This is a genomic window from Aeromicrobium sp. CFBP 8757, from assembly GCF_014841755.1.
Taxonomy (GTDB): Bacteria; Actinomycetota; Actinomycetes; order Propionibacteriales; family Nocardioidaceae; genus Aeromicrobium.
In genome coordinates, this window is the sequence record NZ_JACYUM010000007.1 from 25045 (window position 1) to 47056 (window position 22012).

Here is a 22012-nt window from a genome sequence, read left to right on the forward strand (position 1 = left end):
GCACGTGGAACATCCCCTCGGTCGTCTGGGTCGCACCCCCGCGTCGGGGATCGACCACGGGCGTCACGCTATCGCGGCGGTTGTGAACCCCCTCCTACAGTGGCGGGGTGACTCATTCGGTGATCCGGCGCCTGCTCCCGGTGGCAGCAGCCTCGCTCGTCCTGCTCTCGGCCTGCAGCGGGGGCGGCTCCGACGGCTCCGAGGCGAAGGCCGGCGCCACGCCGAGCGCCACCCCGACGGCCCCGCCCGTCGACCCCGAGCAGGTCGCCTGCAAGATCCTGACGGCGTCCGACCGCACCGAGCTCGCGGGCGCGGCCGTCGACGACGTCGTCGCCGCCTCGGGCGCCGACGGCAGCAGCCAGTGCCGGTGGCAGGCCGAGAGCGCCCTGATCCAGGTCACGACGCTGCCCGCCAAGGAGTGGGCCAAGTCGTTGCCCGACGTCGTCAAGCAGCTCGAGTCGTCGACCGACGTCAGCTCCGCGGCCGACAAGAAGGACCTCGCGACGGCCAAGAAGCTGCTCGCCGGAGCGGCCACGTTCACCGACGCGCAGGCGTGCAACGCGTTCACGACGCTGGCCGAGCTCGGCGGCGACGGCGAGGGCACGCGGACGACCGTGACGTCGATCCCGATCACCGAGACCGAGTCGGGCATCTCGGGCCAGACCTGCTCGGGCGGCGAGCTGACGTCGATCCTCTACTCGGTCCCCGGCCTGAAGCAGACCGACGCCGTCGACAAGACCGTCTCGACGATCCTCGACCGCGCCCAGAAGCGGTTGGCCGCGAAGGGCTGACGCCTACAGCGAGACGTCGGCGCGGCGGTCGTCGGCGCCCGGGCGGTCGCACATCGTGCGTCCGTCGGTGAAGCGGACGCCGTCGGTGAACCGGGCCTCGATCTGGCCCGACCCGAACTGCTCGACGTACAGGCGCGAGTAGAGGCCGCCGAGCTCGAGCAGCTCGTCGTGCGTGCCCTGCTCGACGAGGTGACCGTCCTCGAGGCCGAAGATGACGTCGGCGTTGTGGATCGTCGACAGCCGGTGGGCGATCGCGATCGTGGTGCGGTTGTGGGTCGCCCGCTCGAGGGCGTCCTGCACGAGCCGCTCGGTCTCGGTGTCGAGGGCCGAGGTGGCCTCGTCGAGGATCAGGATGCGCGGGTCCATCAGCAGGACGCGCGCGATCGCGAGCCGCTGCTTCTCGCCGCCGCTCAGCCGGTAGCCCCGCTCGCCGGTGACGGTCTCGTAGCCGTCGGCGAACGACAGGATGCGGTCGTGGATGTTGGCGTCGCGGGCCGCCTGCTCGATCTCGTCGGCGGTCGCGTCGGGCTTGGCGTACGCGATGTTGTCGCGGATCGATCCGTGGAACAGGTACGGCTCCTGCGTCACCATGCCGACGGCCTCGGCGACCGAGCCCATCGTCAGGTCGCGGACGTCGGTGCCGTCGATAAGGACCGCACCCGTGTCGACGTCGTAGAAGCGGGGCACCAAGTACGTCATGGTCGTCTTGCCGGAGCCGGACGGCCCGACGATCGCGGCCAGCTGGCCCGGCTCGACCTTCAGCGAGATGCCGTCGAGCGCCCACCCCTGCTCGGGGGCGGGCGACTCGCGATCGATCCGCACACCGGTGTCGCCGAAGCGGTCCCCGCCCACGGGGCCGCTGAGGCTGCGCGGCTCGGGGTAGCGGAAGAAGACGTCGCGGAACTCGATCTCGCCCCGCAGGTGCTGCGGGTCGAGGGCCAGCGCCCCCGGACGTTCGGTGATGGCGGGCTCGAGGTCGAGGTACTCGAACAGCCGGCGGAACAGCGCCAGCGACGTCTGCACGTCGAGCGAGACGCGCATGAGCTGCAGCAGCGGCATCTGCAGCCGCGCCTGCAGCGTCGTGAACGCCACCAGGGTGCCGGCCGTCAGGGCGCTGCTCCCCTGCAGCATCGTGCCGGCGACGAGGTAGATCAGGGCGGGGGTGATCGCGAAGAACGTCTGGACGGTGGCGAAGAACGCCCGGCCCGTCATGGCCTGGTCGACCTGCAGGCGCGTCTGCTCGCGATTGGCCTGGCGGTAGCGGTCGACCTCGGAGTCGGCGCGGTTGAAGACCTTCGACAGCAGGATGCCCGAGACGCTCAGGGCTTCCTCGGTGATCGCGGTCATCTCCGACAGCGACTCCTGCGTGCGTCGGGCCAACCGCTGGCGGCGCTTGCCGACCTGCAGCTGGACGTAGACGAACACCGGCATCAGGACGAGCGTCAGCAGCGTCAGCTGCCACGACAGGATGATCATCGACACGAACGCCGCGATGACCGTGACGCTGTTCTGCAGGATCGACGTGGCGGTGTCGGTCAGCACCGTCCGGACGCCTGCGACGTCGTTGGCCAGGCGCGACTGGATCGCCCCGGTCTTGGTGGCGGTGAAGAACGCCAGCTCCATCTTCTGCAGGTGGGCGAACAGGTCGCTGCGCAGATCGGCCATCGCGGAGTTGCCGATCGTGGACGTCAGCCAGTTCTGACCGATCCCGATCAGCGCGGTCACGATCGGGATCGCGCACATGCCGGCCACGAGCCAGGCCAGCAGCTCGGTGCGGACTCCGCCGTCGGGCGGGAACAGCGCCTTGTCGAAGATCGCCTTGGTCAGGAAGGGGACGACGGAGGTGAGGGCGGCGGACACCACGACCGCGACGGCCACGAAGACCATCTTGGTGCGGTAGGGCCGCAGCATGCGGGCGATGCGGCGCAGGATCGGCGGTCCGCCGGAGGCGATCTCGGTCTCGCTCAGGTGCGTGACGGTCGGGCCGCCGTCGCCTCGGGCCACCCGGTCAGTCCTCGATCTTGGTCAGCACCACGTCGGTGGCGTCGCCGGCGACGACGGGGACGAGGTCGGTCGTCCCCCACACGCCGACCTCTCCGCCCCGCAGCGCGGCCCAGATGAACAGCTCGTCGGGGTCGGGCACGAACGCCGGGTCGGCGACGAGCGTGAACGCGGTCGGCACCGTCGTCGACTCGATCGCGGTGCCGGCGAGCACCTCGCCCTCGCCGTCGACGAGCTTGATCGTGGCGATCGCCCCCGCCGGCAGCGCGATGCGCTCGCGGAAGGTGACGGTGCCGGTGACGGTCAGGAGCTCGGAAGGCATGGTGACAGGCTATGCCCGCAGTCGTGAGACGTCTCGTGCAGTTCGCAGGGCACGATCAGAGACCGGCCTCGGCGACGGCCTCGTCGAACGAGGTCGCGGGTCGGCCGAGCAGTCGCTCGACGTCACCGCTGACGTGCTCGAGCTCGCCGTCGCGGATCGCGGTGTAGGTGCTGATCCAGGCGTCGACCTGCCAGTCGGGTGCGCCGAAGTGGGCGCGGCTGGCGCGCGCCTCGTCGATCGTCTCGTCGACGAACGAGAACCGGCGACCCGTGATGCGGGTCGTGATCGTGGCGACCTCGTCGAACGTGAGCGCCTCGGGGCCCGTGAGGTCGTACGTGCGGCCGGAGTGCTCGCGGGGGTCGAGCAGGACGTGCGCGACGACCGCGCCGACGTCGCGCTGCGAGACCGCGGCGACGCGTCCGTGGCCGGCCGGCCCGCGGATGACGCCGTGCTCGTCGGCGAACTGCGGCAGGACCTCGGCGTAGAAGTTGTCGCGGACGAACGTCCAGTCGAGACCGGACGCCCGGATGTGGTCCTCGGTCGCGCCGTGGTCGCGGCCGAGCGTGAAGCCCGAGGTCGCGGAGGCGCCCACGAACGACAGGTAGACGATCTGCCGCACGCCGGCCTCGACCGCGGCGTCGACGAACGAGCGGTGCTGGTCGAGCCGGTCGGCGGCCTCGTGGCCCGAGACCATGAAGACGGTGTCGACGCCCTCGAGCGCGGCGGCGCAGCCGGGCTGCCCGTAGGTCGCCTCGCGCACGTCGGCACCGGCGAGGTGCGGCGCCCGCGCCGGGTCGCGCACGAGCAGGCGGACCGAGGTGCCGGAGTCGGCGAGCAGGTGGGCCGCGGTGCCGCCCACGGCGCCGGTCGAGCCGGTCAGGGCGATGGTCGTCATGCCGGGTGCAACCCGGCGCCCCCGACCGGTATTCCGGTCGGGGGCGGTCCTCAGGCCGCGAAGCGGCGCAGGCGCAGGCTGTTCGTCACGACGAAGACGCTGCTGAAGGCCATGGCGAGCCCCGCGATGAGCGGGTTCAGGAAGCCCAGCGCGGCCAAGGGGATTGCGGCGACGTTGTAGGCGAAGGCCCAGAAGAGGTTGCCCTTGATGGTGCGCAGCGTCGCGCGGGACAGGCGGACGGCGTCGACAGCGGTGGCGAGGTCGCCCTTGACGAGGGTGAGGTCGGAGGCCTCGATCGCGACGTCGGTCCCGGTGCCCATCGCGATGCCGAGATCGGACGCGGCCAGCGCAGCGGCGTCGTTGACGCCGTCGCCGACCATCGCGACGGCCCTGCCCTCGGCCTGCAGCTCGCGGACGACCCGCAGCTTGTCGGCCGGGGTGACGTCGGCGACGACCCGGTCGATGCCGACCTCGGCGGCCACCGACTCGGCGACGGCGCGGTTGTCGCCCGTCAGCAGGACGGGCTCCAGCCCCAGGGCGCGCAGGTCGGCGACGGCTCCTGCCGACGTCGGCTTGATCGTGTCGGCGACGGTGATCGTGCCCCGGAGCTCGCCGTCCCAGGCGACGGCGACGGTCGTGCCCGTGCGGTGCGTGGGCGTGGCGACCTCGACGCCCTGCTCGCGCAGCCACGACGGACGTCCGACGAGCGCGGCCCGACCGCCGACGAGACCGCTGACGCCGAACCCCGCGTGGTTCGCGAAGCCGACGACGTCGACGGGGTCTGCCAGCGTCGCCACGGCCCGTGCGATGGGGTGCTCGGACGAGTGCTCGAGCGAGGCGGCGACGCGCCGCAGCTCGCCCTCGTCGACGCCCGGGGCCGAATCGACCGACACGACGCTCATCGCGCCGGTCGTGACGGTGCCGGTCTTGTCGAGCACGACGGTGTCGACGGCGCGGGTCGACTCGAGCACCTGCGGGCCCTTGATCAGGATGCCGAGCTGGGCGCCGCGTCCCGTGCCCACCATGAGGGCCGTCGGCGTGGCGAGGCCGAGGGCGCACGGGCAGGCGATGATCAGCACCGCGACGGCGGCCGTGAACGCCTCGGTCCACGAGTGCCCCGTCGCGACCCAGGCCGCCAGGGTCACCGCCGCCAGGACGATGACGGCGGGCACGAACCACGCGGACACGCGGTCGGCGAGACGCTGGACGTCGGCCTTGCCCTCCTGGGCCTGCTCGACGAGCCGGGCCATCTGCGACAGGCGGGTGTCGTCCCCGACCGCGGTGGCACGCACGACGAGGCGTCCGCCGTGGTTGACCGTCGCGCCCGTGACGACGTCGTCGGGGCCCACGTCGACCGGCACGGGCTCACCCGTCAGCATCGACTCGTCGACCGACGACGTGCCGCTCTCGACGACGCCGTCGGTCGCGATCTTCTCGCCCGGACGCACGACGAAGCGGTCGCCGTGGGCGAGCTCGGCGAGCGCGACGGTCTGCTCGCGTCCGTCGTCGCGCAGCACCGTGACGTCGCGGACCCCGAGGTCCATGAGTGCCCGCAGCGCCGCGCTCGACCGCACCTTGGCGCTGGCCTCGAGGTAGTGCCCCGCGAGGATGAAGACCGTGACGGCTGCCGCGACCTCGAGGTAGATCTCGTCGTGCCCCGTGTCGGACGGCAGCAGCGAGAACCGCATCGTCATGCCCGTCATGCCGGCGTCGCCGACGAACAGCGCCCACAGCGACCAGACGTAGGCGGCGCCCACGCCGACGCTGACCAGGGTGTCCATCGTGACCGCGCCGTGACGCAGGTTGACCCAGGCGGCCCGGTGGAACGGGTACGCGCCCCACGTCACGACCGGCGTGGCCAGTGCGAGGGCGAGCCACTGCCACAGGTCGAACTGCCAGGCGGGCACCATCGACAGCAGCGCCACGGGCAGGGCGAGGGCCGCGGAGACGCGCAGCCGTCGCCGCATCGACGAGGTGCCGTGCAGGTCGTCGTGCTGCTCGTGCGTCGGCGTCGGCGTCGGCAGGCTCGCGGAGTACCCCGTCGCCGCCACGGTGTCGATCAACGACTGCACGTCGACCTCGTCGGCGACGGTGACCGTGGCCTTCTCGGTGGCGTAGTTGACCGTGGCCTCGACGCCGTCGAGCCGGTTGAGCTTCTTCTCGACCCGCGCGGCGCACGACGTGCAGGTCATGCCGGCGATGTCGAGCCTGAGGGTGCTCATGCGAGCGCGTACCCCGCTTCGTCGACGGCGCGGACGACGTCCTGCCGGTCGAGGGGCGCGCCGCTCTCGACCGTGACGTCGGACGTGCCGCCCGCGGTGAGGTCGACCGTCACGGAGGTGACGTCGGGGAGCGTCGTGAGCTCCTCGGTCACGGCGGTGACGCAGTGGCCGCAGGTCATGCCGGTGACGCGGTAGGTCTCGGTGGTCATGGTGGGTCCTCTCGGTGGACGGTCTAGGAACGGACGAGGCGTGCGATGGCCTGCGACGCCTCCTTGACCTTCAGGTCGGCCTCGGCGCCGCCCGCGCGGGCGGCGTTGACGACGCAGTGGGCGAGGTGCTCGTCGAGCAGCTTCAGCGCGACGGCCTCGAGGGCCTTCGTCGTGGCGGAGACCTGGGTCAGGACGTCGATGCAGTACGTGTCGTCCTCGACCATGCGGGTCAGGCCGCGCACCTGCCCCTCGATGCGCTTGAGGCGCTTGAGCACGGCGACCTTGTCGTCGCTGTAGCCGGGTGCCGCGTGGTCGGTCGCGGTGTGGTCGTCGGTCATCCGAGCAGGCCCTTCATCGTGGCGATCTCGGCCTGCTGCGCGGCGATGATCTGACGGGCGAGCTTCTTCGCGCGAGCGTCCTGGCCGTCGGCGAGCTCGGTGCGCGCCATGGCGACCGCCCCCTCGTGGTGCTCGATCATCATGGTGAGCCACTCCTGGTCGAACGCGGCCCCGGAGAGCGTCCCGAGCTCGGTCATGTCGGAGTCACTCATCATCCCGTCGCCCATGGCGCCCATGCCGTGGCCACCGTCGTCGGACGGGACGTCCCAGTCGTCGAGCCACGTCTTCATCGTCGCGATCTCGGGACCCTGCGCGGCCTTGATCTGGGCGGCGAGGGCCTTCACGTCGGCCGAGGCGTCGGCGCGCTCGGCCATGTCGGCCATCTCGACGGCCTGCTCGTGGTGCGGAACCATCTGCTGGACGAAGGCGACGTCGGCGTCGCCGTGACCGTCGCCGGAGTCGTCGGACGAGCCGCAGGCCGCGACGAGGACGAGCGGCAGCGCCGCGAGGAGTGCGATGAGCTTGTTCATGACTCCGAACATACCCCTAGGGGGTATGTCGTTCAAGAGCTCCGGCGGATGGACGCCCTACGCTGGCCCCATGAGTGACATTCCAGGACTGGACGGGGTGCTCGACGTCGAGCACGTCGAGGCAGGTCCCGACAAGGTCGTCGTCCGCTTCACGCTCGGCGAGAAGCACCTCCAGCCGTTCGGCATCCCGCACGGCGGCGTGTACTGCGCCGTCCACGAGTCGACCGCGAGCATCGCGGGCCAGATCTGGCTCGACGGCAAGGGCGTCGTGGTCGGCACCAACAACTCGACCGACTTCATCCGGCAGGCGTCGGTGGGCGACACGATCACGGTCACCGCGACCCCGATCCATCGTGGTCGTGGCCAGCAGCTGTGGCACCTCGACTCGCTCGACCAGGACGGTCGGCTCATCGCGCAGGGGCAGGTGCGGCTGGCCAATCTCGACCGCGAGGTCCCGGCCGAGATGCTGGAGAAGTTCACCGGCGTGTCCCGCTAGACTCGGTGCAAGCAGACGCGACTGGCGTTGAGGTGGCTACCACCGGGGAGCGCTGCGAACCACCGACACACACGACACTGGGACCGTTCGCCTGGGCCCCACGTCAGCCGAGTTCCGCTGACTGGAGGCACCAGAGATGATGATGACCATGACGAACACCGAACACCGTCCCGAAGGATCGAGCCCGACCGAGCTGCTCGACGACGGCGACGTCCGCGTGCTGCTGCTCGAGAACATCCACACCGACGGCGCCGAGTTCCTGCGGGGCAAGGGCTTCCAGGTCGAGACCCGCGACGGGGCCCTCGGCGAGGACGACCTCATCGAGGCGATCCAGGGGGTGCACCTGCTCGGCATCCGCTCGACGACCTACATCACCGAGAAGGTCCTCGACGCCGCCCCCGACCTGCTCGCGATCGGTGCGTTCTGCATCGGCACCAACCAGATCGATCTGTCCGCCACGACGCAGCGTGGTGTCGCGGTCTTCAACGCGCCCTACTCCAACACGCGCAGCGTCGTCGAGCTCGCGATCGCCGAGATCATCTCGCTGGCGCGCCGGCTGCACGAGAAGTCGACCGACATGCACGCCGGGGTCTGGAACAAGTCCGCCGCCGGCAGCCACGAGATCCGTGGTCGCACGCTCGGCATCATCGGCTACGGCAACATCGGCAGCCAGCTGTCGGTCATCGCCGAGGCCCTCGGCCTGTCGGTCGTCTTCTTCGACATCGACGACAAGCTCGCGCTTGGCAACGCCAAGCGCTGCTCGACGCTCGAGGAGCTGCTCGCGGTCGCCGACGTCGTGACCCTGCACGTCGACGGACGTCCGGGCAACGCCGGTCTGTTCGGCGACGACGAGATGCGGCAGATGAAGCCGCGCTCCCTGCTGCTCAACCTGTCGCGTGGCATCGCGGTCGACACCGCCGCCCTGCGCCGGCACATCGAGTCGGGCCACATCGCCGGCGCGGCGGTCGACGTCTTCCCGATCGAGCCCAAGCGCCAGGGCGACGCCTTCGAGTCCGACCTGCGCGGGCTCAAGAACGTCATCCTCACGCCGCACGTCGGCGGGTCGACGGAGGAGGCGCAGCAGGACATCGGACGCTTCGTGGCGTCCAAGCTGCGCTCGTACGCGTCGTTCGGCGGCACGTCGCTCAGCGTCAACATGCCGGGCATCAACCTGCCCGCCGACACGACGAAGCACCGTCTGGCCCTCGTGCACCGCAACGCCCCGGGCGTCCTGGCGCGCATCAACGGCCTGCTGGGCGAGCACGGCGTCAACATCGAGGCCCAGTCGCTGTCGACCCGCGGCGAGATCGGCTACGTGCTGACCGACGTCGCCGCCGAGGTCGGCGCCGAGGTGCTGCAGGAGCTCGCGAAGCTGCCCGAGACGGTGCGCCTGCGTCAGCTGAGCTGACGCGGGCGCCCGCCCGGGGCCGCCGCTACTCGAAGCCGAACGGCGGGAAGTCGTCCGTCACGAGGTAGGCGTACGCGGTGTAGCGCGTCGTCCACCGGATGAACCCGACGACGAACGACTCGAGGCCCGACGGCCAGCGCCCGAGGATGACGACGGCGAACCAGCCGATGATGTAGACGACGTACAGCGCGATGAACAGGAAGATCGAGACGATCGCGTGCGGGATCAGCAGGAAGAACCGGAAGAAGATGCTGAGCCTGCTGCGGCCCTCGATCGCCGGGACGACCTCGACCCGCGTGCGGGGGTCGGTGCCGGGATCGGCGAACTGCGTGTCGAAGCTGAACGGCGGGTACTCCTCGCGCATGAAGAAGACGTACGTCTGCACGCGGGCGCTGTAGCGCAGCATCGCGATGATGAGCCCCTGCAGGCCCTCGGGCACCTTGCCGGTGAAGACGCCGGCGAACCAGGCCACGAAGGCCAGCACCTGCGCCACGATCTGCAGGATGTAGAGCACGATGAAGTGCGGGATCGCGAGCAGCCAGTGCACGAGCGGGCGCCAGCGGGCGATCTTGCCGGGCGAGGCGAACTGGAACGAGACGGGGTAGCCGCCGGGCACGCCGGCGACGGGTGGGGCGCCGTGGGGCGGCTGGTAAGCAGGCGGCTGCTGTCCGTACGGTTGCTGGCCCGGGGGCTGGTAACCCGGCGGGGGAGGCGGCGGTGTGGAGTCGCTCATGGGGAGTCCTTCGTCCGAGAGAGGCTGTGCGGTCAGACGAACCGTAGCGAAGTCGCGAGCGTCTCGGCCACGCCTGCGTCGACCTTGTGGGTGGCGAGCGGGTCGCCCCGGGTCGTCCCGCGGTTGACGATGACGATCGGGATGCCCCGCTGGTGGGCCGCCTTGACGAAGCGCAGGCCCGACATGACGTGCAGCGACGAGCCGAGCACGACGAGCGCCTCGGCCTCGGCGACCAGCGCGTACGACCGCTCGACCCGCTCCTTCGGCACGTTCTCGCCGAAGAACACGACATCGGGCTTGAGGTCGCCGCCGCACGTGCGGCACGGCGCGACGACGAAGTCGTCGGTCTCGCGCAGGACGACATCGCCGTCGGGCGCCAGCTCGCCGGTGCGCTGCTCGAACCCGGGGTTGAGCGCCGTCAGGCGCTCGTGCAGCGCGGCGCGCGTCGTGATCTCGCGGCACCCCAGGCAGACGACGCGGTCGATGCGGCCGTGCAGGTCGATGACGTCGCGGTGCCCGGCCTGCTCGTGCAGCCCGTCGACGTTCTGGGTGATCAGGCCCGTCAGGCGGCCGGCGTCCTGCAGCGCGACGAGGGCGTGGTGCGTCGCGTTGGGATCGGCGTGCCACATGCGGGTCCACCCCACGTGGGAGCGGGCCCAGTAGCGCTGCCGGCCCTCGACCGTCCGGACGAACTCCTGGTACGTGATCGGCGTGCGGGGCGTCGAGCCCGGCCCGCGGTAGTCGGGGATGCCCGAGTCGGTCGAGACGCCCGCGCCCGTCAGCACGAGCCACGTGCGGTCGCCGAGGACGTCGAGGGGATCCACGCTCACGAGCGTACGTCGGGGACGTCGAGGTCGTCGCCCGACAGGTACATGCGGGTGCGGACGACGACGAAGCCGATGATGCCGGCGATGAGGACGACGGTGAAGATGCCGATCGCGAACGACGCGCCGTCGGGGCGCTGCCCGGGGTAGGCGTACTGGACGAACCGCTGGCCGACGTAGCCGAACAGGGCGGCCGAGCCCCATCGGTACGAGAGCGTCGCCCGGGCCCGGTAGCGCACGGTCCGCTCGACCCGTCCTCGCTCGCCCAAGGTGGCCAGCACCCGCCGGCGGCGCCGCAGCGTCGTCAACGCCGCGAGGGCCCAGAGCCCCGCCACGCCGAGCCAGGCGAACCCGATCGACTGTCCCCTCACCAGCAGGAACATGGCGCCGACGAGCGTCGTCGCGCCCCACCCGACCAGGAACCAGACGTGGAGGGGCGACTCGTCGGCCTGCCGGATCGAGGCGAGCTCCTCGTCGGTCGCGGTGTCCATGTATCGCTCCAGGCGGGTGAGCGGGGCCAGCGACAGGAGCGTGATGATCGTGGGCAGGACGAGGGCGATGACCAGGGCCGTCATCGTCTCAGCCCGCGAGGTCGACGAGCTTGCGGACGGTGTTGAGGTTGCGCGCGGTGCCGGCGACACCGAGCGCGCGGCCGATCGCGTCGGCCTTCATCTGCGGGCGTCCCGCGCCGTCGGCGTACCGGACGTGCATCTCGGTGCCGACGACCTCCCACCGGTCGTCGTGGGTCTCGAACGAGCGGGCCTTCTCGAGCGCGTCGGCCGTCGGCTCGGCGGCGAGGAAGGTGACGTACGAGTACTTCGGCTCGACCACCTCGAACGGGTGGGCGTGCAGCGCGGAGCGGACCTGGTCGGGCGTCCGGGAGATCACGTCGCGGAAGAAGCCGAACCGCTGCTCGACGGCCTGCTCGAGCGCGCGGTCGAACGTCGCCGGGTCGCCCGGCACGTCGGCGACCAGGTTGCCCGAGGCGATGTACGTGCGGACGTCGGTCGCGCCGAGGTCGGCCGCGATCGCGCGCAGGTCGGCCATCGGCAGCTGGGCCGGGCCGACGTTGACGGCACGGAGCAGCACGATGCGGGTGGCCATGGGGCCAGTATCGCCGGCGATGCGGTCAGCGAACCATCAGCACGACGAACAGGACCGTCAGCGCTCCGGCGAGCACGAGCCCGCCGAGGGCGCGCACCCAGGCCGCCTGCCCCCGCCGGGACGACCGGACGATCACGATCGGCACGAGCACCAGCAGCACGGCGAGCGCGATCCAGTAGCCGAACAGCACCGTGCCGAAGTACGACGTGTTGCACACGGCGGGCTCGTCGGCCGCGCTGACGCTGCCGCACGAGTCGGTCATGAAGACCGACGTGATCGCGAACAGGGCGAGGAGCGCCGAGCCCAGCACCTGGAGGACGTACAGGACCCACGCGACGGCGGTGCCGGAGCGGGACGTGCGGGTGTCGGTCACGGGGGGACCGTAGCGCGGGGACGGCCTGTCTCGGGGGCTTTCGTGTCGCCTAGATCGTCGCGGCGAGCTCTGTCGCCTGCTTGATCGCGCGCTTGGCGTCGAGCTCGGCCGCGACGTCCGCCCCGCCGATCACGTGCACCGTCACGCCGCGCGACTCGAGCGGCTCGACGAGGTCGCGGACCGAGTCCTGGCCCGTGCACAGCACGATCGTGTCGACCGCCAGCACGCGCTGCTCGGGGACGTCGCCGGCGATCGTGACGTGCAGGCCCGCGTCGTCGATGCGGTCGTAGGTCACGCCCTTGAGCATCTCGACGTCGGCGTCCTTGAGGGTCTGGCGGTGCACCCACCCGGACGTCTTGCCGAGCCCCTTGCCCAGCTCGGTCGTCTTGCGCTGCAGCAGGTGCACCCGGCGCCTCGCCGGTGCCTTGGCCTTGGTCGCGAGTCCGCCGCGCTCGAGTGCCGGGTCGGTGACGCCCCAGCGGCGCATCCATTCCTCGACCGACTCGTGGGGCTCGTGCAGCAGGAACTCCGCGACGTCGAACCCGATGCCGCCGGCTCCGACGACCGCGACGGTGCGCCCGACGGGCACGCGGTCGCGCAGCACCCGCTGGTAGTCCACGACCGACGGGTGGTCGACCCCCGGGATGGAGGGGATCCGCGGGACGACGCCGGTGGCCACCACGACCTCGTCGAAGCCCACGAGGTCGTCGGCCGTGACCCGGGTGCCGAGGTGCAGCGCGACACCGCCGAGCTCGAGGCGGCGCGAGAAGTAGCGGACCGTCTCGCTGAACTCCTCCTTGCCCGGGATCTGCATCGCGAGCCGGAACTGGCCGCCCACCTCGGGCAGCGCCTCGAACAGCTCGACGTCGTGACCACGTCCCGCGAGCTCGGCGGCCGCCGCGAGCCCCGCCGGCCCGGCCCCGACGACCGCGACGCGCTTGACCGCGCGGGTCGGCGACAGCACCAGCGTCGTCTCGTGGCCGGCCCGCGGGTTGATCATGCAGCTCGCCCGCTGGTTCTTGAACGTGTGGTCGAGGCACGCCTGGTTGCACGCGATGCAGGTGTTGATCTCGTCGGCGCGGCCCTCGGCGGCCTTCTGCACGAAGTACGGGTCGGACAGCAGCGGCCGGGCCATCGACACCAGGTCGGCCTGCCCCGACGCCAGGATCTCCTCGGCGACCTCGGGGGTGTTGATGCGGTTCGACGCGACGACCGGCACCGACACCTCGGGCCGCAGCTTGCCGGTGACCCACGAGAACGCCGCCCGCGGCACCGACGTGACGATCGTCGGGATGCGGGCCTCGTGCCAGCCGATGCCGGTGTTGATGATCGAGACGCCCGCGGCCTCGACGCGTCGGGCGAGCTCGACGGTCTCGTCCCAGCTCTGGGCGTCGTCGACGAGGTCGAGCAGCGACATCCGGTACATCACGATGAAGTCGGGGCCGACCGCGTCGCGCACGCGCTCGACGACCTCGACCGGGAACCGCATGCGGTTCTCGGCGCTGCCCCCCCAGCGGTCGGTGCGGTCGTTGGTGCGGGCCGTCAGCATCTGGTTGATCAGGTAGCCCTCCGACCCCATGATCTCGACGCCGTCGTAGCCGGCACGACGGGCCAGCACCGCGGACGCCGCGAAGTCGTCGACCGTCCGGTCGACCTCGCGGGTCGTCATGGCCTTGGGGCGGCCGAACGGGGTGATGGGCGACGGCTTGGACGACGCGGCCCGCTTGAACGGGTGGTAGCCGTAGCGGCCCGCGTGCAGCAGCTGCATGACGATCTTGCCGTCGTGCTCGTGCACCGCGTCGGTCACGATCCGGTGCTTGTCGGCGAACCGGCGCGACGTCATCTGCGAGCCGAACGGCAGCAGCCAGCCGTGCCAGTTGGGCGCGTAGCCGCCCGTCACCGAAAGGGCCACCCCGCCCTTGGCGCGCTCGGCGAAGTAGGCCGCGAGCTCGGGGAGGTGCCGGGCGCGGTCCTCCATGCCGGTGTGCATCGATCCCATGACGACGCGGTTGCGCAGCGTCGTGTGCCCGAGGTCGAGCGGCTCCAGCAGGTGGGGATACGGGCTCATGTGGGCTCCTGTGATGGGATGGCCGGGTGATCTCGAAGACCGCGGCCAAGTTCCTCGTCGTGGCGGGCGTGTTCAACGTCGTGATCTGGCCGCGCTTCGCCAAGGCGATCGCCGACGACGACCGCGCGTGGGCCGGCGAGCACTGGCACAGCACGCCGCAGCCGTTCTTCTGGGTGCACGCGGTGCTGATCGTGACGGCGTTCCTGATCGGCGTCGGCGTGCTGGTCGTGGGCGTGCGTGCTCACCGCTCGGTCCCGCCCAGCCGCTGAAGGATCTCGTCGCACCACGCGATGCCGGTCTCCTCGCCGAGGATGCCGCCCCGGAGGACCAGCCACCCGCCGAGCTCGTCCGTCGGCAGCGACGCGGGGTCCGGGTAGAACCGGGCCGCGCTGTCGCGGTAGTAGGCCAGCTGCGCCTCGTGGTGGCGCCGGCGCTGTCGGACGTCGTCGACGATCGCGGCGGTGTCACCGAACGGCAGGGCGCGCAGCTTGACCGCGAACTCGCTGCGCAGGTGCTCGGGCGGGGTCGTCGTCGACGCCCAGCGGGCGAGCTCGTCGCGGCCCGCCGCGGTGATGACGTACACCTTCTTGTCGGGGCGACCGTCCTGCGGCACGAGCTCGGAGACGACCCAGGCATCGGCCTCCATGCGGCCGAGCACCTTGTAGATCTGCTGGTGGCTGGCCTTCCAGAAGTGGCCGATGGAGGCGTCGAAGCGCCGGGCCAGGTCGTAGCCGGAGGCGGCGCGTTCGGCGAGCGAGACGAGGATCGCGTGCTCGAGGGCCATGCGGGGACGGTAGTACGACGACCTCAGATGTGCAACTGGTTGCATACGCGCAGGCGGCGGCGACGGGATAGCATCTGGCGATGACCGCTGACGAGCCCGCCTTCGACCCGGGCCTGCTGATCGACGTCGCGACGGCCTACCTGTTCGACGACGCGCCCTCGCTGACCCAGGAGCAGGTCGCGGAGGCGGCCGGCGTCGAGCTCGAGGACGCCGTCACGATGTGGCGGCACCTGGGCTTCTCCGAGGTCGGCCCGGGAGTCGTCGCGTTCACGCCCGCCGACGTCGAGGCGTTGCGGATCACCCGCCGCCTGACCGAGCTCGGCGTCGTCGAGCCCGAGCGCATGCCGCAGTTCGTCCGGTCGATGGGTCGCTCGTTCTCGCGGCTCGCCGACTGGCAGACCCGGTTGCTGCTGGCGTCGCTGAGCGGTGGCGACGGCGAGGACGACCCGCCGCTGGAGGTGCTGACCGAGGTCATCCCGATGGTCGAGGAGGTGCAGGGCTACATCTGGCGCCGGCACCTGCTCGCGACGGCCAGCCGCATGGCGCTGCGCGGATCGGCCAACGGTGCGACGTCCTCGACGACCGTGGGCTTCGTCGACATCGTGGGCTACACGTCGCGCAGCCGGCAGATGAGCACGCGGGCGCTGGGCGAGATGGTCGAGTGGTTCGAGCGGGTCGTGACCGATCTGGTGGTCGAGCGTGGCGGCCAGGTCGTCAAGACCATCGGCGACGAGGTGCTCTACACCGTCGACGACCCGTTCGCGGCGGCCGACCTGGCGCTGCTGCTGGTCGAGCGGGCCGAGGTCGACGACCGGTTCCCCGAGGTGCGCGTCGGCACGGCCCACGGGCCCGTCCTGGCCCGGCTCGGCGACGTCTTCGGGCCGACGGTCAACCTCGCCTCGCGCCTGACGTCGATCGCGCGACCGGGCCGCGTCCTGGTCGACGCCGACCTCGCCGAGAGGCTGCGGGAGCGGGCGGACGACTACCGGCTGCGTCGCACCCGCCGCACGTCGGTCAAGGGCTACGAGCACCTCGAGCCGTGGGCGCTCAAGCGACCCCGCTCGCGGGGTGACCGGGGCGACTGATCGCCTTCTGGAACTGCGCGACCCGGGGCCGTGGCCGGAGACTACGATTCTCCGTATGTTCATCTCCTCCTCCCGCGGCCTGACCGCGCTCGCGGCACTGGCCCTCGCGCTCACCGCGGCCTGCGCTCCCGCCGACTCCGACGGCGGTTCCGGCAGCGACTCGACCGCGGACGCGGCGAAGGCCGCCACTTCGCTGTCCGACTGCAAGCCCGCCGACCTGCCGCTGCTGACGTCCGGCACGTTCACGATCGCGACCGACGACCCCGCCTTCGAGCCGTGGTTCGTCGACAACGACCCGACCAACGGCAAGGGCTTCGAGGGGGCCGTCGCCTACGCCGTCGCCGACAAGCTGGGCTTCGCCAAGGACGACGTCACGTGGGTCAAGGCGGGCTTCAACCAGGCCGTCCAGGCCGGCACCAAGTCGTTCGACGTCGACATCAACCAGTTCTCGATCACGGCCGACCGCGCCAAGGCCGTCGACTTCTCGTCGCCGTACTACTCGGCCGCGCAGGCGATCATCACGCTGAAGAACTCGTCGTTCGCCGGTGCGACGACGCTGGCCGACCTCAAGGACGCCAAGCTCGGCGCCCAGGTCGCCACGACGTCCCTCGAGGCGATCAAGCAGATCGCCCCCTCGTCCGACCCCCTGGTCTACGACGACACGACCAAGGCCGCGCAGGCCCTGCAGAACGGCCAGGTCGACGCCGTCGTCGCCGACCTGCCGTCGGCGTACTACCTGACGTCCGCCGAGCTCGACGGCGCCACGATCGTCGGGCAGTTCCAGCCCACGACGGGCGAGTCCGAGAAGTTCGGCCTGCTGCTGGCCAAGGACAGCGCCCTGACGCCGTGCGTCAGCCTCGCCGTCGACGCCCTGGCCGACGACGGGACGCTCGCCGCGCTCGAGAAGGAGTGGCTGACGCAGGCCACCGACGTGCCCGAGCTGAAGTGACGTCACCGGCGGGCGCCGGCGCCAGCCCGCGCCAGCTCGAGCGCGACGCCTACCGCCGCCGCCGTGCCCGCTCGCGGGCCGCGGTGGCGGTGGTGTCGACGCTCGTCGTGCTGGGCGGCCTCGCCGTCGTGGTCCTGCAGTCCCCGGGCTGGGACCGCGTCCGGCAGACGTACTTCGACGTCGGCGACGCGAAGGCCGTCCTGCCCGACGTCGCCGAGGCGTTCTGGCTCAACATCCGGCTGTTCCTCGTCGCCGAGGTGCTGATCCTCGTCGTGGCGATCACGGTCGCGATCATCCGCGTCGTGCCGTCGCCGGCGCTGGCGCCCGTCAAGCTCCTCGCGGTCGTCTACACCGACGTCTTCCGCGGGACGCCGACGATCCTCGTGGTCTTCCTGATCGGCTTCGGCGTGCCGGCGCTCGACCTGGCGGGCACCCCGACGAGCCTGTTCTGGCTCGGCGTCATCGCGCTGACCCTCTGCTACGGGGCGTACGTCGCCGAGGTGCTGCGGGCCGGCATCCTGTCGGTCCACCCGACGCAGTGGGCCAGCGGACGGGCCCTCGGCCTGTCGTACGGACAGACGATGCGCCACATCGTGCTGCCGCAGGCCGTCCGTCGGGTCACGCCACCGCTGCTCAACGACTTCGTGTCGCTGCAGAAGGACACGGCCCTGCTGTCGATCATCGGCCTGGTGGAGGCGCTGCGCGTCGCCCAGGTCGACGCGGGCCGCACGTTCGCGTTCACGGGCTACGTCGTCGCGGCCTGCTTCTTCATCGTCGCGACGATCCCCCTGGCCCGGCTCACCGACTACCTGACGGTGCGCTCGCTGCGCCGCGAGAACGGAATCTGATGACCGAGGGTGGCACCGGCGTGCTCCGCGCCGACGCCGTGCGCAAGTCGTTCGGCGACCACGAGGTGCTCAAGGGCGTCTCGCTCGAGATCGCCGAGGGCGAGGTCGTGTGCCTGATCGGCGCCTCCGGCTCGGGCAAGTCGACGCTGCTGCGGTGCCTCAACCTGCTCGAGCAGGTCGACGACGGCGACATCTGGTTCGACGGTCGCGAGATCACCGATCCACGCGTCGACGTCGATGCGGTCCGGCGCGACATCGGCATCGTCTTCCAGGCCTACAACCTGTTCCCGCACCTCTCGGTCGAGCAGAACATCGTGCTGGGCCCCGTGAAGTCGCGTGGCGAGTCGCGCGAGACGGCCCGCGCCCGCGCGCACACCCTGCTCGAGCGCATCGGACTGGCCGACCGGGCCGGCGCCTACCCCGACGCGATGTCGGGCGGCCAGCAGCAGCGGGTCGCCCTGGTGCGGGCGATCGCGATGCAGCCGCGGCTGCTGCTGCTCGACGAGATCACGTCGGCGCTCGACCCGATGCTGGTCGGCGAGGTGCTCGACGTCATCCGCGACCTGCGGACCGAGGGCATGACGATCGTCATGGCGACGCACGAGATGACGTTCGCCCGCGAGGTGTCCGACCGCATCGTGTTCATGGCCGACGGTCGCATCGAGGAGTCGGGCCCGCCCGAGCAGATCTTCACGGCACCCCGCAGCCCGCGCACGGCGGAGTTCCTGGCCCGGCACCTGCCGTGACCCACGACTTCGAGGCCCGGGCGGCCGAGCTGCTCGGCCCCGGCGCGCACGGCTACTTCGCCGGCGGCGCGGGCGACGAGGTCACGCTGCGCGACAACGTCGCCTCCTGGGACCGGTTCGCGCTGCTCCCGCGCGTGCTGGTCGGCGTCGAGCACCGCGACACGTCGGTCACGCTGCTGGGGCGCGAGCGTCCCCACCCGTTCGTCGTCGCCCCCATGGCGTACCAGCTCGAGGCGCACCCCGACGGCGAGACCGGCACGGCGCGCGCGGCCGCGGCCACCGGCTCGATCATGGTGCTGTCGTCGCAGACCACGACCGACCCGCGGCAGGTCGCGGCGGCCGCGGGGCCGGCCGACCGCTGGTTCCAGCTGTACGTCTACCGCGACCGCGGCCTGTCGCACGATCTCGTCGCGGCAGCGCGCGAGGGGGGCTACGAGGCCCTCGTCATCACGGTCGACTTCCCGTTCGGCGGTCGTCGCGAGCGCACCGAGCGGTCCGGCTTCACGCTGAGCCACCCGCCGTTCGTCGACGGCCTCGCGGGCCCGCGCTCGCTGGCCGAGCGGCACGCGATGCACGATCCGTCGCTGTCGTGGGACGACGTCGCGGCCTTCGGCGAGGCCAGCGGCCTGCCGGTCGTCCTCAAGGGCATCCTGAACCCCGCCGACGCCGCCCGCGCGGTCGACGCCGGCGTGGCGGGCATCGTGGTGTCCAACCACGGCGGACGTCAGCTCGACACCGTGCTGTCGGGGGCCGACGCCCTCGGTCCGGTCGTCGAGGCCGTCGACGGGCGCCTCGACGTGCTGGTCGACGGAGGCATCCGCCGCGGCTGGGACGCCGCGAAGGCGCTCGCGCTCGGCGCCGACGCCGTGATGGTCGGGCGACCGGTCCTGTGGGGCCTGGCGTGCGAGGGCGAGGCGGGGGCGCGCCAGGTGCTGGAGCAGCTCGTCGACGAGCTCGACGGGACGCTGGGCCTGCTCGGGTGCCCGCGTGCCCACGATCTGGACGCGTCGCACGTCGCCCGACGCCCGACCTGACACGCTGGGTGCATGCCTCTCTTCGCCACGACCTACCGCTACGTCGCCGACTCCGACGCGGCCCGAGACGCCACGCGTCCGGCCCACCGCGCGTACCTCGCCGAGCTGACGGGGCGGGGTGAGCTCGCCCTGTCCGGCCCCTACGTCGGCGGTGAGGGCGGGGCGCTGCTGGTGTTCGAGGCCGCCTCGGAAGCCGACGCCGTCGCGCTGACGGACGCCGATCCGTTCGTCGTCGAGGGCCTGGTGGCCGAGGTCAGCGTGCGCCAGTGGCAGACCGTGTCGGGCCGGCTGGCGCAGCACGTCTGAGCCGGTCGCGCACCGCCAGCGCCGCGGTGCGTCCGGCACGGTTGGCGCCGATCGTGCTGGCCGACGGCCCGTACCCGACCAGCTGCACGCGCGGATCGGCCACCGCCGTCGTCCCGTCGAGCCGGATGCCGCCCAGCGGGCCGCGCAGGTGCAGCGGGGCGAGGTGCTCGACCGCGGGGCGGAAGCCCGTCGCCCACAGGATCACGTCGGCACGCTCGAACCGGTCGGCCCAGCGCACGCCGTCGGGCTCGATCGTCGTGAACATCGGGCGCGGGTCGGCGTAGGCGCCGAGCCGCTCGGCCTCGCGCTCCTGCTCGCGCAGCTGCAGGCCCGTCACGCTGACGACGCTGCGCGGTGGGAGCCCCAGCCGCACCCGCTCCTCGACCTTCGCGACGACCTCGCGGCCCACCTCGGGGGTGAAGTCGCGGTCGTTCCACACCGGTGCGCGGCGCGTGACCCACACGGTGTCGGCGATCGGCGCGAGGGCGCCGATGAACTGCACCGCCGACGCGCCGCCGCCCACGACGACGACCCGCCGGCCGCGGAAGTGCTCGGGGCCGGGGTAGTCGACGGTGTGCAGCTGCTCTCCGGCGAACGTCGCGATGCCGGGGACGTGCGGGACGAAGGGGCGCGTCCAGGTGCCGGTCGCATTGACGAGCGTCCGGGTCGTCCACGAGCGTCCGTCGGCCGACGCCACGCGCAGCAGGCCCTCCGCGTCGTCGACCCGCGTGACCCGCACCGGCCGCACGACCGGCAGCTCGAAGCGTGCCTCGTAGTTGGCGAAGTACGACGGGACGAACCGGTTGGCCCGCTCGGCGCCCGCCCGGTCGGGGATCCGGGCGCCCGGCAGGTCGGCCACGCCGTGGACGTCGTGCATCGTCAGGGCGTCCCACCGGTGCTGCCACGCGCCTCCGGGGCCGTCGTCGCCGTCCAGCACGACGTGCTCGATGCCGCGTCGGACCAGGTGGTACGACGTCGAGAGGCCGGCCTGGCCGGCCCCGATCACGACGCTGTCGAGGATCTCCACGTCCGGCTCAACGCCGCTGCGCCGGACGCCATTCCGGGGTCGACCTCGGCGGTCGTGTTCTGCACGACCCGCACGACCAGCGCCGGGTCGTCGACCATCGGCACGTGTCCGCAGTGCGGCAGCGCGACGTGGCGCGCCTCGGGCAGGCGTTCCTGGGCGATCGCCGACGAGCTGTAGGGCAGGATCAGGTCGCGCGTGCCCCACGCGATCGTCGTGGGGACGTCGAGGCGTTCGCGGAACGAGTAGGTGACGCCCTTGACGATCGTGCGCTCGAAGCCGTGGCAGTGCTTGAGGGCCAGTGCGTCGCCGTAGACCTGTGCGGCGGTGAACCGCTCGGGGTGCGCGTACAGCGAGCTGCCCGCGAGACGCCGTCCGGCGGACGACCGCGACACCGAGCGCAGCACGGACGCGGGGAGCTGGCTCGTGACGCGCAGGAGGACCAGCAGCACCAGGGTCTGCAGGCGGTTGACGGTGCCGAAGAAGCCGGCCGGGCTCAGCGCCGTCACCGAACGGGCGAGCCCCCGGGCGCCCAGCTCGAGGGCGATCGCACCGCCGAGCGAGTTGCCGACGACGTGCGGCCGGTCGACCCCCCACGCGGCGAAGTTGTCGCTCAGGTTGTCGCAGGCGTTGTCCATGTCGTACGCGGCCTTCAGCGGGTAGGCCGGAGACTCGCCGAAGCCGGCGAGGTCGACCGCGATGACGTCGTACGACTGCGCGAGCGTCTCGAGGACGGGGTCCCACGCCTGTCGCCGGTGGCCGATGCCGTGGATGAGGACCAGGGGTTCGCCGGATCCCTTGCGCGTGTAGGACAGTTCGGAGAGCATGCGCATCAAGATACTGACGGTATGCGGATGTGTCACGCGGCCGGATGCCGGAGTGGCGGGCCACTTGCGACCGTGACAGCACTACTGTCACAATA

Annotated in this window: 26 protein-coding genes; 10 read left to right on the forward strand and 16 right to left on the reverse strand. The window is 71.7% G+C overall.

Features of this window, described 5'->3' with window-relative positions:
- The first annotated feature begins 107 nt into the window (after positions 1-107).
- Positions 108-791, forward strand: coding sequence for a hypothetical protein (locus IFT73_RS16325; RefSeq protein WP_192168527.1), 684 nt, complete (start codon positions 108-110; stop codon positions 789-791).
- Positions 792-794: 3 nt separating this feature from the next.
- Here the strand turns inward: IFT73_RS16325 and IFT73_RS16330 are convergent, their stop codons facing one another.
- The 7 genes from IFT73_RS16330 to IFT73_RS16360 are packed head-to-tail and all read right to left on the reverse strand — an operon-like array spanning position 795 to position 7308.
- Positions 795-2795, reverse strand: coding sequence for an ABC transporter ATP-binding protein (locus tag IFT73_RS16330; protein ID WP_371811311.1), 2001 nt, complete (start codon positions 2793-2795; stop codon positions 795-797).
- A gap of 4 nt (positions 2796-2799) precedes the next feature.
- On the reverse strand, positions 2800-3114 hold the full coding sequence (locus tag IFT73_RS16335) for a YbaY family lipoprotein (protein WP_192168528.1): 315 nt from the start codon (positions 3112-3114) through the stop codon (positions 2800-2802).
- Positions 3115-3169: 55 nt separating this feature from the next.
- A complete protein-coding gene (locus IFT73_RS16340; RefSeq protein ID WP_192168529.1) occupies positions 3170-4009 on the reverse strand; it encodes an SDR family oxidoreductase in 840 nt (279 codons plus the stop codon).
- A 50-nt stretch (positions 4010-4059) separates the two neighbouring features.
- Positions 4060-6231, reverse strand: coding sequence for a cation-translocating P-type ATPase (locus IFT73_RS16345; protein WP_192168530.1), 2172 nt, complete (start codon positions 6229-6231; stop codon positions 4060-4062).
- Positions 6228-6440 (reverse strand): heavy-metal-associated domain-containing protein, encoded by a 213-nt coding sequence (locus tag IFT73_RS16350; protein WP_192168531.1) that lies wholly within the window; start codon positions 6438-6440, stop codon positions 6228-6230. The genes IFT73_RS16345 and IFT73_RS16350 overlap by 4 nt, the downstream gene beginning before the upstream one ends.
- A gap of 23 nt (positions 6441-6463) precedes the next feature.
- Positions 6464-6778 (reverse strand): metal-sensitive transcriptional regulator, encoded by a 315-nt coding sequence (locus IFT73_RS16355; RefSeq protein ID WP_197984329.1) that lies wholly within the window; start codon positions 6776-6778, stop codon positions 6464-6466.
- The gene (locus tag IFT73_RS16360) at positions 6775-7308 is read right to left on the reverse strand and encodes a DUF305 domain-containing protein (RefSeq protein ID WP_197984330.1); all 534 of its coding nucleotides are present in this window, start codon (positions 7306-7308) and stop codon (positions 6775-6777) included. Before IFT73_RS16360 ends, IFT73_RS16355 begins: the two co-directional genes overlap by 4 nt.
- Positions 7309-7378: 70 nt before the next feature.
- On the opposite strand from IFT73_RS16360, the gene IFT73_RS16365 reads away from it, so the two are divergent.
- Both IFT73_RS16365 and serA read left to right on the forward strand, forming a co-directional pair.
- A complete protein-coding gene (locus tag IFT73_RS16365) occupies positions 7379-7804 on the forward strand; it encodes a PaaI family thioesterase (RefSeq protein ID WP_192168533.1) in 426 nt (141 codons plus the stop codon).
- A gap of 148 nt (positions 7805-7952) precedes the next feature.
- Positions 7953-9212, forward strand: coding sequence for a phosphoglycerate dehydrogenase (gene serA, locus IFT73_RS16370; protein ID WP_244633540.1), 1260 nt, complete (start codon positions 7953-7955; stop codon positions 9210-9212).
- Positions 9213-9237: 25 nt separating this feature from the next.
- On the opposite strand, the gene IFT73_RS16375 is transcribed toward serA, so the two are convergent.
- The 6 genes from IFT73_RS16375 to IFT73_RS16395 are packed head-to-tail and all read right to left on the reverse strand — an operon-like array spanning position 9238 to position 14314.
- Positions 9238-9945, reverse strand: a complete 708-nt coding sequence (locus tag IFT73_RS16375) for a DUF4389 domain-containing protein (protein WP_192168535.1) — start codon at positions 9943-9945, stop codon at positions 9238-9240.
- A 32-nt stretch (positions 9946-9977) separates the two neighbouring features.
- A complete protein-coding gene (locus tag IFT73_RS16380; protein WP_371811312.1) occupies positions 9978-10769 on the reverse strand; it encodes an NAD-dependent protein deacetylase in 792 nt (263 codons plus the stop codon).
- Positions 10770-10771: 2 nt separating this feature from the next.
- Positions 10772-11344, reverse strand: a complete 573-nt coding sequence (locus IFT73_RS19115; protein ID WP_244633541.1) for a hypothetical protein — start codon at positions 11342-11344, stop codon at positions 10772-10774.
- 4 nt (positions 11345-11348) lie between these two features.
- On the reverse strand, positions 11349-11873 hold the full coding sequence (locus IFT73_RS16385; protein ID WP_192168537.1) for a DUF1697 domain-containing protein: 525 nt from the start codon (positions 11871-11873) through the stop codon (positions 11349-11351).
- Positions 11874-11898: 25 nt separating this feature from the next.
- Positions 11899-12246: a hypothetical protein gene (locus tag IFT73_RS16390; RefSeq protein WP_192168538.1), complete on the reverse strand. Its 348-nt coding sequence runs from the start codon at positions 12244-12246 to the stop codon at positions 11899-11901.
- A 49-nt stretch (positions 12247-12295) separates the two neighbouring features.
- Positions 12296-14314, reverse strand: coding sequence for an NADPH-dependent 2,4-dienoyl-CoA reductase (locus IFT73_RS16395; RefSeq protein WP_192168539.1), 2019 nt, complete (start codon positions 14312-14314; stop codon positions 12296-12298).
- A gap of 26 nt (positions 14315-14340) precedes the next feature.
- On the opposite strand from IFT73_RS16395, the gene IFT73_RS16400 reads away from it, so the two are divergent.
- Positions 14341-14583 carry an SCO4848 family membrane protein gene (locus IFT73_RS16400; RefSeq protein WP_056603973.1) on the forward strand — a complete coding sequence of 81 codons (243 nt, stop codon included), beginning with the start codon at positions 14341-14343 and terminating at the stop codon, positions 14581-14583.
- Here IFT73_RS16400 and IFT73_RS16405 read toward each other — a convergent pair.
- On the reverse strand, positions 14556-15098 hold the full coding sequence (locus tag IFT73_RS16405) for a PadR family transcriptional regulator (RefSeq protein ID WP_192168540.1): 543 nt from the start codon (positions 15096-15098) through the stop codon (positions 14556-14558). The two genes, IFT73_RS16400 and IFT73_RS16405, sit on opposite strands and share 28 nt — an antisense overlap.
- Before the next feature lie 80 nt (positions 15099-15178).
- Between IFT73_RS16405 and IFT73_RS16410 the strand changes: the two genes are divergently transcribed.
- Genes IFT73_RS16410 through IFT73_RS16435 form a run of 6 tightly spaced genes read left to right on the forward strand, consistent with a single transcriptional unit; the run spans position 15179 to position 20066 of the window.
- Entirely contained in the window at positions 15179-16183 is a 1005-nt protein-coding gene (locus IFT73_RS16410) for an adenylate/guanylate cyclase domain-containing protein (RefSeq protein ID WP_056603967.1), read from the forward strand.
- A 55-nt stretch (positions 16184-16238) separates the two neighbouring features.
- The gene (locus tag IFT73_RS16415) at positions 16239-17132 is read left to right on the forward strand and encodes an ABC transporter substrate-binding protein (protein WP_192168541.1); all 894 of its coding nucleotides are present in this window, start codon (positions 16239-16241) and stop codon (positions 17130-17132) included.
- Positions 17129-17980: an ABC transporter permease subunit gene (locus IFT73_RS16420; protein WP_192168542.1), complete on the forward strand. Its 852-nt coding sequence runs from the start codon at positions 17129-17131 to the stop codon at positions 17978-17980. The genes IFT73_RS16415 and IFT73_RS16420 overlap by 4 nt, the downstream gene beginning before the upstream one ends.
- Entirely contained in the window at positions 17980-18726 is a 747-nt protein-coding gene (locus tag IFT73_RS16425; RefSeq protein ID WP_192168543.1) for an amino acid ABC transporter ATP-binding protein, read from the forward strand. Before IFT73_RS16420 ends, IFT73_RS16425 begins: the two co-directional genes overlap by 1 nt.
- A complete protein-coding gene (locus IFT73_RS16430; protein WP_192168544.1) occupies positions 18723-19760 on the forward strand; it encodes an alpha-hydroxy acid oxidase in 1038 nt (345 codons plus the stop codon). The genes IFT73_RS16425 and IFT73_RS16430 overlap by 4 nt, the downstream gene beginning before the upstream one ends.
- A 12-nt stretch (positions 19761-19772) precedes the next feature.
- Positions 19773-20066, forward strand: coding sequence for a YciI family protein (locus tag IFT73_RS16435; RefSeq protein WP_192168545.1), 294 nt, complete (start codon positions 19773-19775; stop codon positions 20064-20066).
- Here the strand turns inward: IFT73_RS16435 and IFT73_RS16440 are convergent.
- Together IFT73_RS16440 and IFT73_RS19120 are read right to left on the reverse strand one after the other, a co-directional pair.
- A complete protein-coding gene (locus tag IFT73_RS16440; RefSeq protein ID WP_192168546.1) occupies positions 20014-21093 on the reverse strand; it encodes an FAD-dependent oxidoreductase in 1080 nt (359 codons plus the stop codon). The genes IFT73_RS16435 and IFT73_RS16440 overlap by 53 nt on opposite strands.
- Positions 21069-21917, reverse strand: coding sequence for an alpha/beta fold hydrolase (locus IFT73_RS19120; RefSeq protein ID WP_244633542.1), 849 nt, complete (start codon positions 21915-21917; stop codon positions 21069-21071). Before IFT73_RS19120 ends, IFT73_RS16440 begins: the two co-directional genes overlap by 25 nt.
- Positions 21918-22012: the final 95 nt, after the last annotated feature.

Coding starts and splice junctions, on each gene's coding strand:
- IFT73_RS16335 (WP_192168528.1), bottom strand. CDS start 3,114: ATGCCTTCCGAGCTCCTGACCGTCACCGGCACCGTCACCTTCCGCGAG.
- IFT73_RS16340 (WP_192168529.1), bottom strand. CDS start 4,009: ATGACGACCATCGCCCTGACCGGCTCGACCGGCGCCGTGGGCGGCACC.
- IFT73_RS16345 (WP_192168530.1), bottom strand. CDS start 6,231: ATGAGCACCCTCAGGCTCGACATCGCCGGCATGACCTGCACGTCGTGC.
- IFT73_RS16350 (WP_192168531.1), bottom strand. CDS start 6,440: ATGACCACCGAGACCTACCGCGTCACCGGCATGACCTGCGGCCACTGC.
- IFT73_RS16355 (WP_197984329.1), bottom strand. CDS start 6,778: ATGACCGACGACCACACCGCGACCGACCACGCGGCACCCGGCTACAGC.
- IFT73_RS16360 (WP_197984330.1), bottom strand. CDS start 7,308: ATGAACAAGCTCATCGCACTCCTCGCGGCGCTGCCGCTCGTCCTCGTC.
- IFT73_RS16365 (WP_192168533.1), top strand. CDS start 7,379: ATGAGTGACATTCCAGGACTGGACGGGGTGCTCGACGTCGAGCACGTC.
- serA (WP_244633540.1), top strand. CDS start 7,953: ATGACGAACACCGAACACCGTCCCGAAGGATCGAGCCCGACCGAGCTG.
- IFT73_RS16375 (WP_192168535.1), bottom strand. CDS start 9,945: ATGAGCGACTCCACACCGCCGCCTCCCCCGCCGGGTTACCAGCCCCCG.
- IFT73_RS19115 (WP_244633541.1), bottom strand. CDS start 11,344: ATGACGGCCCTGGTCATCGCCCTCGTCCTGCCCACGATCATCACGCTC.
- IFT73_RS16385 (WP_192168537.1), bottom strand. CDS start 11,873: ATGGCCACCCGCATCGTGCTGCTCCGTGCCGTCAACGTCGGCCCGGCC.
- IFT73_RS16395 (WP_192168539.1), bottom strand. CDS start 14,314: ATGAGCCCGTATCCCCACCTGCTGGAGCCGCTCGACCTCGGGCACACG.
- IFT73_RS16405 (WP_192168540.1), bottom strand. CDS start 15,098: ATGGCCCTCGAGCACGCGATCCTCGTCTCGCTCGCCGAACGCGCCGCC.
- IFT73_RS16410 (WP_056603967.1), top strand. CDS start 15,179: ATGACCGCTGACGAGCCCGCCTTCGACCCGGGCCTGCTGATCGACGTC.
- IFT73_RS16415 (WP_192168541.1), top strand. CDS start 16,239: ATGTTCATCTCCTCCTCCCGCGGCCTGACCGCGCTCGCGGCACTGGCC.
- IFT73_RS16425 (WP_192168543.1), top strand. CDS start 17,980: ATGACCGAGGGTGGCACCGGCGTGCTCCGCGCCGACGCCGTGCGCAAG.
- IFT73_RS16435 (WP_192168545.1), top strand. CDS start 19,773: ATGCCTCTCTTCGCCACGACCTACCGCTACGTCGCCGACTCCGACGCG.
- IFT73_RS19120 (WP_244633542.1), bottom strand. CDS start 21,917: ATGCTCTCCGAACTGTCCTACACGCGCAAGGGATCCGGCGAACCCCTG.